An 8,509-nucleotide genomic window follows, 5' to 3' on the forward strand; every position below is an offset into this window, starting at 1 on the left:
CGACAAGCGCGTCCAGTCCTTCCCCACCGACTTCGTCAACAACGACGAACAGATGCGCTTCGGTGAGGCCGGAAAGTTGTGGGCACAGACCGCCGAACCCGGATCGGACGCGTGGAACAAGGTCATGGACACGCTGCTCGAGCGCAAGTTCGTGCTCGACCCGACCTTCACCGCCTACCTCACCAGCCGCGATTTCATGCGCATGAGCCGCGCGAGCTGGCACGACGAATATACGATGCCGGCGCTGTGGGACTATTATCGCCCCAGCCGCGTCAATCACGGCGCCTACTGGTTCGACTGGACCACCGAGCACGAGATGGCGTGGAAGGACAATTACCGGCGCTGGATGCGCTTCGTGAACGAGTACAAGAACCGTGGTGGCCGGGTGACCGTTGGCAGCGACGCGGGCTACATCTACAACCTCTACGGCTTCGGCTACATCCAGGAGATGGAGCTGATGCGCGAGGCGGGCTTCTCCTCGCTCGAGGTGATCCATGCCGCGACGCAGGAAGGCGCCCGGCTACTCGGTCATGACGATCAGGTCGGCACGATCCGCGTCGGCCGCAAGGCCGATCTGGTGATCGTCAAGGGCAACCCGCTCGCGAACCTGAAGCTGCTCTTCGGCACCGGGACGGTGAAGCTGAACGATGCGACCGGCAAGGTCGAGCGCGTCGGCGGCATCGCCTACACGGTCAAGGACGGCATCATCTACGACGCGGCGAAGCTGCGCGCCGAGGTCCGCGAGATGGTGGCGAAATCGAAGGCCGAACGCGGCCTGCCGCCGGGCCCAATGGTGATCGAGAACGCCGCGGCCCCCGATTGATCCGCAGATGCGCAAAGGGAGAATGACATGAACGGAGTTTCGGTGGCGCGGACGATCGCGCTGGCGCTGGCGGCTTTCACCGCGCAGGCGGCGATTGCGCAGGCGCCCACGTCAGCCAGCGCCGATGCACGGTTGAAGGCGCTGTACGAACGCGAATGGCAATGGCGCCAGGAGCAGGGGCTGCGCAGCGGCCGCGGCGGCGACGGCGATGGTCCGACGCATTTGCCCAAGGTCGACGCTGCGACGCAGAAGGCGCGGTTCGATTACTGGACCAAGGCGCTCGCCGAACTCGATGCGATCCCGGTCGACCAGCTTTCGCCTGACGAAAAGATCAACGCCGCGGTCTTCCGCCAGTCGATCGAGACGATGGCGAACGACATCAAATACAAGGTCTATGAGGCGCCGTTCAACGCCGACACCTTCTTCTGGTCGGGGCTCAACCCGCGGAGCGGCGGCTTCGCGACTGCGCAGGCCTATCGCAACTATATCGCGCGGATGCGCGACATTCCGCGCTTCTTCGATGAGCAGACCGCCAATATGCAAGCGGGCCTTGCGCGCGGGTTCAGCGTGCCGCAGATCGCGGTGCAGGGCCGCGACGTGACGATCAAGCCGTACCTTCCCGCAGACCAGACCAACAGCTTTTACGACGCGTTCAAGGAAATGCCGTCGACGATTCCTGCTGCCGAACAGGCGGCGCTCCGCGCCGAGGGCGAGCAGGTGATCCGTGAGGTCGTCGCGCCCGCCTATGCCAAGCTCTACGCTTTCATCCGCGACGATTATATGAAGAAGGCGCGCACAACGCTCGCCGCCGAGAAGGAGCCCGATGGCCCCGCCTTCTATCAGGCGCAGATCAAGGGCTTCACGACGCTCGACCTGACCGCCGAGCAGATCCACCAGATGGGCCTCAAGGAGGTCGCGCGGATCAAGGCCGAGATGGAGCAGGTCAAGGCGAGCACAGGATTCAAGGGCGACATGCCGGCGTTCCTGAAATTCCTGCGCACCGACCCGCAATTCTATCCCAAGACGGCGTATGAGCTGCTCGCCAAATCCTCCTATGTCGCGAAGCGGATGGACGCGAAGCTTCCCGAAACGATCGGTTTCCTGCCGCGGCGGCGCTTTGCGATCCTGCCGGTGCCCCCGGCGCTCGCGCCGATCTACACCGGCGGGCGCGGCGGGCTCGAAAGCTGCCTGATGAACACCTACGACCTGCCGTCGCGGCCACTCTATACACTGACGGCGCTCACCATCCACGAATGCAACCCCGGCCACAGCTTTCAGGCCGCGGTCGCGCAGGAAGCGACCCGGCGCCCAGCGTTCCGCCGCGCCACCGGCTTTTCGGGCTATGGCGAGGGCTGGGCGCTCTATTGGGAATGGATGGGCAGTAAACTCGGCATGTACGAGACGCCCTATGAGGATTTCGGCCGCCTTTCGTACGAGATGTGGCGCGCGTCGCGACTGGTGATCGACACCGGCATCCACCATTATGGCTGGAGCCGGCAGCAGGCGCAGGACTATCTGCGCGGCAACACTGCCCTGTCCGAGCACGAGATCACGACCGAGATCGATCGCTATATCGCTTGGCCCGGACAAGCGCTCGCTTACAAGCTCGGCGAGATGCTGATCCGCCGCAAGCGCGGCGAGGCCGAAGCCGCGCTCGGCGACAAGTTCGACCAGCGCAATTTCCACGATGCGATCCTCGCGCTCGGCTCGGTGCCGCTGCCGGTGCTCGAAGCGCGGCTCGACCAGTTCATCGCCGATGGCGGCGTCAACCCGCCGGGCTTCAACCCGGCGCTGCCCGAGGTCGTTCGCGCACCGTAAAATTCATCTCATCCTGACCACTGGGGCGGCCGCAGCGATGCGGTCGCCCTCCTTTTTCCGGATTGGATGGGCATGCCGGTTATGGGGTGAGAGCTGCCGCTGCCGCTGCAACATTGCCCAAAGTTCAGTAAAGGTCAGCCCTGTGCGCCGTTCCATTTAACCCTGCCGGGTGCTGGAAGCGCCCGGCCCTGACCGTTTGCCCACACCGGCCGGCAACCGCTTTTGTCCACCCGATGAAAGAGCCGGGATGAAGGCTGGCATGGCCGGATAATGTAGGAAAGGCCTTTTTTCCAGGCGTCCGATTTGGGGCGGTGAGCTGACCCTTTGTGCACCCCGGCGAAAGCCGGGACCCAGTGCGGAAAAGCGCAAGGTTAGTGTTGGAATTCTGTGCCCCGGCTTTCGCCGGGGTGCACATCCCCTATCGGCAGCTACCGGTCGAAACCGGCCCTTACGTCTGTCCAAGCCTGAGCGCCCGTCAGTGCGCCCGGTGCTCGCCCTTGACCCAGCGCACGGTGCCCGACGAGGCGCGCATCACCACCGTCTCGGTCGTCATCACACCGTCGCGGCGGCGCTTGACGCCGCGCAGCAGCGATCCGTCGGTCACGCCGGTCGCGGCAAAGATCACGTCGCCCTTGGCAAGATCTTCGAGGTCGTAGACGCGGTCGAGATCGTCGATGCCCCACTTCTTCGCGCGCTTCCGCTCGTCGTCGTTGCGGAACAGCAGGCGGCCCTTGAACTGGCCGCCGACACAGCGCAGTGCGGCGGCCGCCAGCACGCCTTCGGGCGCGCCGCCCGATCCCATATAGATGTCGATATTGGTCTCGGGGTTGGTCGTCGCGATCACCCCGGCGACGTCGCCGTCGGGGATCAATGCGACGCCGCAGCCGATTGCACGCAGTTCGGCGATGATCGCCTCGTGGCGCGGGCGGTCGAGCACGCAGACGATGATCTGTTCAGGCGGGCAGCCCTTTTCGCGTGCGACGGCTTCGACATTCTCGCGCACGCTATTGTCGAAATTGACCACATTGGCCGAATAGCCGGGGCCGACCGCGAGCTTGTCCATATAGACGTCGGGGGCGTTGAGCAGGCAGCCCTCCTCGGCGATCGCAAGCACCGCGAGCGCGTTGGGGCCGGCCTTGGCGGTGATCGTCGTCCCTTCCAGCGGATCGACCGCGATGTCGATCCGGGGTCCCTTGCCCGGCGCGTTGCCAACCTTTTCGCCGATATAGAGCATCGGTGCTTCATCACGCTCGCCTTCGCCGATGACGATGGTACCGTCCATATAGAGGGTGTTGAACGCAGTGCGCATCGCTTCGACGGCGGCGGCGTCGGCGGCCTTTTCGTCGCCGCGCCCGATCAGCTTCGCGGCGGCGATCGCCGCGGCTTCGGTGACGCGCACCATTTCGAGCACGAGTACCCGGTCGAGGTTGCTGCCGGTATCCGTCATTTTCGCACTCTCCGTCTTTGAACTTGCCTTGGCGCCCCGCTCGGGCATGGTGCGCGCCATATGGTCGCCCGCGCCGCTTGTCGAGGATACTTCGCCCGATTCGGAGCCGCTTTCGCGATGGCATGCGTCATCGCGGTGACAGCGGAGGCGCAAGTGCAGGGCCCGCCAGCGCCGCCGCCGCCGCGCGACGCCGAAAGCGCCGCCGCCAAGGCCAAGGAAATGGTCGACCCAATCAAGCGCTGCCGCCCCGCCGACGATGGTTCGATCAACGTGTGCGGCAGCGACACCGAGCGCCACCGCCTGTCGCCCGAACTGCGCGCCATTGCGAACGAGGGCCGCGAGGCGCCACCGAAGCTACCGCGTGCCGAGGCAAAGGCGATGAGCCTCGACAAGCTGCCCTACAACTGGATCTCGCTGGGCGGACGCGCCAAGCCCGGCCCCGAATATAATGCGCAGTTCGAAGCGGTGAAGCGCGCGACCGATCCCGAAACCGGCACCCCGGCGGCGCCCGAAGAAGAGCCCGAGCCCTAGGCGAAGACTTCGGCGGCGGCGGCCGTGGGCTCGCCGGCGCGATAAAGCCCAGCGGGAATCAATATCTGCCCCAGGAAATAGAGCGCGAAGAGCAGGACCCAGCTCAGGCTCATTAGCGTTTCGACCATGCTGCCGGGCGCGTTGTTCAGGATCACCGCGCCGTGAAGCACGAACAGCGCGGCACCCGCGATCCCGAACAGCGCGCCATATAGCAGATAGAAGCCGAACAGACGCCACTGCGCGCTCCGCGTCCGCCGCCACGACTGGACGAAGGGCGATACGGGCTCCAGCGAGCCGCGGTCGCCCATGATCGCCCCGGCGAGGCAGAGACGCGCGCCGATCCAGCTGCCAGCGAGCGACAGCAGGAGGCGATAGATTTCGAGTCCGATGGTAAAGGCGGTGCCACCGCCGGACATCAACTCTTGTCCGAGCAGGAACAACGGGAGCACGGTGATCAGGCCGAAGCAGGTCGCGATGGCAAGATTGGCGATCAGATAGGCGACGCCCGCGACCATCCCGTACATGATCTCGGAAATATAGCCTTCACGAAACTCGGCGAGGATACCGTTCCATGCGGCGAGCATCGCGCCTGCGACGATCGCCGCGACGATCGCGAGCAGGTAGAGCGGGCCTGCGATCGACCCTCCGACGCGGTACGACCATGGATCGGACATGATCGCCATCACCGTGCGCAGGCTGAAGATCGGCTCGCTCGACAGCAGCAGGAAGGGGACGATGACTCCCAGTAAGACATAGGCGCCCAGCATATTACGGTGTTCGCCTGCCAGCATCCGCGCTTCGGCCAGCCCGCGCCTGATCTCGATATCCATGATTGCCCCCTGTTCCCCGTCACCGGGGTAACAGCGGCGCGCGCGAATTCAAGCGGCTGGTTAGAGCGCCAATATGGGCATGTGCATCGGGGTGCCGACGACATGGTCCGACGCCGCGAGGATGCCGAGCGCGGTATCGATTGTCTTCGCCGGGCCTTCATGGGTGACAAGCACAATCACGACGCCGCTTCCGTCTTCGCTGCCGCGCTGGATCAGGCTTTCGATCGAGACGCCGGCATCGCGCATCGCCGCCGCGATCTCGGCGAGCACGCCAATGCGGTCCTCGACGATCAGGCGGACATAATGCTTGCCGATCCGCGCCCCAGCGTCGGCGACGGGCGCTGCATCGAGGGCGTCGACCGGCATCGCGAAGGCGGGGCCATATTCGTCGCGTGCGATGTCGATGATGTCGGCGACGATCGCCGACGCCGTTGGCCCCGCGCCCGCGCCCGCGCCTTCGAAGAAAAGGCGGCCGACGAAATTGCCCTCGGCGACGACGGCGTTGAGCGCACCCGGCACATAGGCGAGCGGATGGTCGGCGGGGACGAGGCACGGCTGGACATGCTGGTAAAGGCCACCTGCATCGCGCTCGGCCATGCCGATCAGGCGGACGCGGTGGCCGAGCGCCTCGGCCTCGCGGATGTCGGCGGCGATCAGCCCGCGGATGCCGTCGGCGGTCACCGCGTCGATGTCGAGGCGCGTCCCGAAACAGAGCGCGGCAAGAATCGACAGCTTGTGCGCGGCGTCGATGCCGTCGACGTCGAAGGTCGGATCGGCCTCGGCATAGCCCTCGGCCTGCGCCGCTGCCAGCGCATCGGCGAAGCTCGCGCCGTTGCGCTCCATCTGCGTCAGGATATAATTGCACGTGCCATTGAGGATGCCATAGACGCGCGCGATCTCGTTCGCCGATGCGCCCTCGCGGATCGCCTTGATCACCGGAATGCCGCCCGCGACCGCGGCTTCATATTTGAGCGGCGTGTCCTTTTCCTCGGCGATCCGGGCGAGGTCGAGCCCGTGATGCGCGATCATCGCCTTGTTCGCGGTGACCAGCGCCTTGCCCGCGCCGAGCGTGTGCCGCGCGAGGGTGAGGGCGGGACCGTCGGCGCCGCCGATCATCTCGACGACGACGTCGACATCGTCGGCCGCGACGAGCGCGTCCATATCGTCTTCCCAGCGATAGCGGCCGAGGTCGATGCCGCGATCCTTGTGCCGGTCGCGCGCCGACAGCGCGACGATCTCGATCGGACGCCCCGCGCGCCGCGCGATCAGTTCGCGGTTCGCCTCGAGCAGCCGCACCACGCCGCCGCCGACGACGCCAATTCCCGCGAGTGCAACGCGCAGCGGCGGTCGGGGGGCGGTCGGGGCGGAATAAGGCGACATGCGGGGACTCCGTACAGGGCGCGGAGCACCGCCCCGCCGTTGCGAGCGCCCTATCGGCTTTTGCAATGGAAACAAGCCCGCCGCGCCTAGGGGGCGCCGAAGCAAATCTTTATCCTGCGACGGGCGGCTTACGCGTGCGTGTGCATTCGCCGAGCGCGCCCAGTATGACGCCATAGTCCGACGCCGCCTTGCGGCGATCTTCAGGTGCGGTGCCCGCAAGCTTGTTCAGCGGCAGCTGGCGGGGCAGGCCGCATGCGAGCCGGTACCAGGCCAGCGTGTTCCGCTGCGGCACCGCCGCCGATCCGTCGACGATCTCGCCGAACGCGGCGGCCCAGCGCCGCGAGCCATCGGCGGCGGTCAATATGGTCAGCGACACGGGCTCGCCCGTCCTTGTGTCGAGGAACAGCTGCGTCTCGCCTTCGCCCGGAAGGGTGCCGGGGACATGAAAACCGTTCGCGATCCCGGTGATCGCCGGCGGGGCACCGGGCTTGACCAGTTCGGTGAGCACCGCGCGCACCTGCGCTTCGGTTGCGGGATCCCAGGGGAGCTGGGCGTCGGGCGCGATCAGCCGGACGCTGCCGGTGTTGCTGCTTCCCGCTGCGGCGCCTGCGACGGAACGGGCAAAGAGCAGGACCGGTTGTTTCTTCTTCAGCTTGGGCGGCTTGCCCTTCGCGTCCAGCGGCAGGTCGACGAGGTAGGAGATTCGAGCGGCGAGCGGTCCGGCGCCCCGAATCAGGCTGATTACATCGGCTTCGACATAGAATCGGACCTGACCCGCCGCGACTCCGGGCGCGCGGTCGGCTTTCAGCGCGGTGGCGTTATATATGCGCGCGTGCAGCGCGATCGGCGCCGCGGTCGCCAGGTCGGCGATGTCGGCATAGCTATAGGGGCTGGCCGCTGGCGCGGCCATCGGGGCCTGCATCGCAAAAACGCTGGGTATTCCAAGGGTTAGGGTCAGAATTCCGGCGATGGCTGTCGGGCGGCGCGCGCGCATGATTGATCCACTTTCTGTCGTTTATGACACCGTTATCGGCGCCCAAATCCCTATCATGGGACATGGCACATTAACCGCTGATAAAGGGTTTGCGAACTTGCCGCCACCGCGATAGGACGGGCCGCGAAGCGTACGGGAAAACATAATAAGCCGAACGCAGCGCCGCCGGGTCTCGCAGAACGCATCGGAAATCATCCGGGCATTTGGCAACCGAACCCGTCGGCAGGGAATTGGTGTCAGGATGATCTAGCAAGGAGCGTCGTCCCTGAATGGCTTATGGTGATAATGTCGACCCTAAAAACAGGGTAGTGGCGATTGTCTTGGTTGGTCTGCTTACGGCAGTTCTGGGCTACGGCCTGGTTAACGGCCTGAATATCAGTATCGTCAAGAAACTCGCCGAAAAATTGGATGTGGTGGACGTGGAAGAGCCGCCGCCGCCGGAGGAACCCCCGCCGCCGCCGCCGCCGGACAATAAATTGCCGCCGCCGCCGCCGGTCGTGACTCCGCCGTCGCCGATTCCGCCGCCGGTCACGACCAATACGGTCCAGTCGGTGCCGAAGGCGCCGCCGACGCCGCCCCCGCCCGTCTACACGCCGCCGGCTCCGCCGGCTCCGCCGCCGACGCCGGACCTCAGTGCCGCCGGTACGCCGAAGGGCAATCCGGGCCGCTGGGCGACGAACGACGAC

7 protein-coding genes and 1 pseudogene are annotated in these 8,509 nt (G+C 65.9%); 4 read left to right on the forward strand and 4 right to left on the reverse strand.

Annotated elements, in window-relative coordinates; translation table 11 throughout:
• Both VGD20_RS14380 and VGD20_RS14385 read left to right on the forward strand, forming a co-directional pair.
• The coding region (locus tag VGD20_RS14380) for an amidohydrolase family protein (protein WP_331135100.1) at positions 1–823 on the forward strand (823 nt) is incomplete at its 5' end.
• 27 nt (positions 824–850) lie between these two features.
• On the forward strand, positions 851–2,641 hold the full coding sequence (locus VGD20_RS14385) for a DUF885 domain-containing protein (protein ID WP_331135101.1): 1,791 nt from the start codon (positions 851–853) through the stop codon (positions 2,639–2,641).
• 475 nt (positions 2,642–3,116) lie between these two features.
• Here the strand turns inward: VGD20_RS14385 and glpX are convergent, their stop codons facing one another.
• Positions 3,117–4,088 carry a class II fructose-bisphosphatase gene (gene glpX / locus VGD20_RS14390; protein WP_331135102.1) on the reverse strand — a complete coding sequence of 324 codons (972 nt, stop codon included), beginning with the start codon at positions 4,086–4,088 and terminating at the stop codon, positions 3,117–3,119.
• 153 nt (positions 4,089–4,241) lie between these two features.
• Between glpX and VGD20_RS14395 the strand changes: the two genes are divergently transcribed.
• A complete protein-coding gene (locus tag VGD20_RS14395; protein WP_331135103.1) occupies positions 4,242–4,619 on the forward strand; it encodes a hypothetical protein in 378 nt (125 codons plus the stop codon).
• On the opposite strand, the gene VGD20_RS14400 is transcribed toward VGD20_RS14395, so the two are convergent.
• From VGD20_RS14400 to VGD20_RS14410, 3 genes are all read right to left on the reverse strand, one after another.
• Entirely contained in the window at positions 4,616–5,449 is an 834-nt protein-coding gene (locus VGD20_RS14400) for a hypothetical protein (RefSeq protein WP_331135104.1), read from the reverse strand. The genes VGD20_RS14395 and VGD20_RS14400 overlap by 4 nt on opposite strands.
• A gap of 60 nt (positions 5,450–5,509) precedes the next feature.
• Positions 5,510–6,829: a homoserine dehydrogenase gene (locus tag VGD20_RS14405; RefSeq protein WP_331135105.1), complete on the reverse strand. Its 1,320-nt coding sequence runs from the start codon at positions 6,827–6,829 to the stop codon at positions 5,510–5,512.
• A 109-nt stretch (positions 6,830–6,938) separates the two neighbouring features.
• The gene (locus tag VGD20_RS14410) at positions 6,939–7,739 is read right to left on the reverse strand and encodes a hypothetical protein (protein ID WP_331135106.1); all 801 of its coding nucleotides are present in this window, start codon (positions 7,737–7,739) and stop codon (positions 6,939–6,941) included.
• Between the two features lie 353 nt (positions 7,740–8,092).
• Here VGD20_RS14410 and VGD20_RS14415 point away from each other — a divergent pair.
• A pseudogene (locus tag VGD20_RS14415) lies at positions 8,093–8,509 on the forward strand (energy transducer TonB); the annotation flags it as partial.

The sequence above is a fragment of the Sphingopyxis sp. genome (genome assembly GCF_036402335.1).
Taxonomy (GTDB): domain Bacteria; phylum Pseudomonadota; class Alphaproteobacteria; order Sphingomonadales; family Sphingomonadaceae; genus Sphingopyxis.

Bases quoted from the DNA above. Each gene is read 5' to 3' on its own strand.
- glpX (WP_331135102.1), bottom strand. From the start codon at position 4,088: ATGACGGATACCGGCAGCAACCTCGACCGGGTACTCGTGCTCGAAATG.
- VGD20_RS14385 (WP_331135101.1), top strand. From the start codon at position 851: ATGAACGGAGTTTCGGTGGCGCGGACGATCGCGCTGGCGCTGGCGGCT.
- VGD20_RS14405 (WP_331135105.1), bottom strand. From the start codon at position 6,829: ATGTCGCCTTATTCCGCCCCGACCGCCCCCCGACCGCCGCTGCGCGTT.
- VGD20_RS14410 (WP_331135106.1), bottom strand. From the start codon at position 7,739: ATGGCCGCGCCAGCGGCCAGCCCCTATAGCTATGCCGACATCGCCGAC.
- VGD20_RS14400 (WP_331135104.1), bottom strand. From the start codon at position 5,449: ATGGATATCGAGATCAGGCGCGGGCTGGCCGAAGCGCGGATGCTGGCA.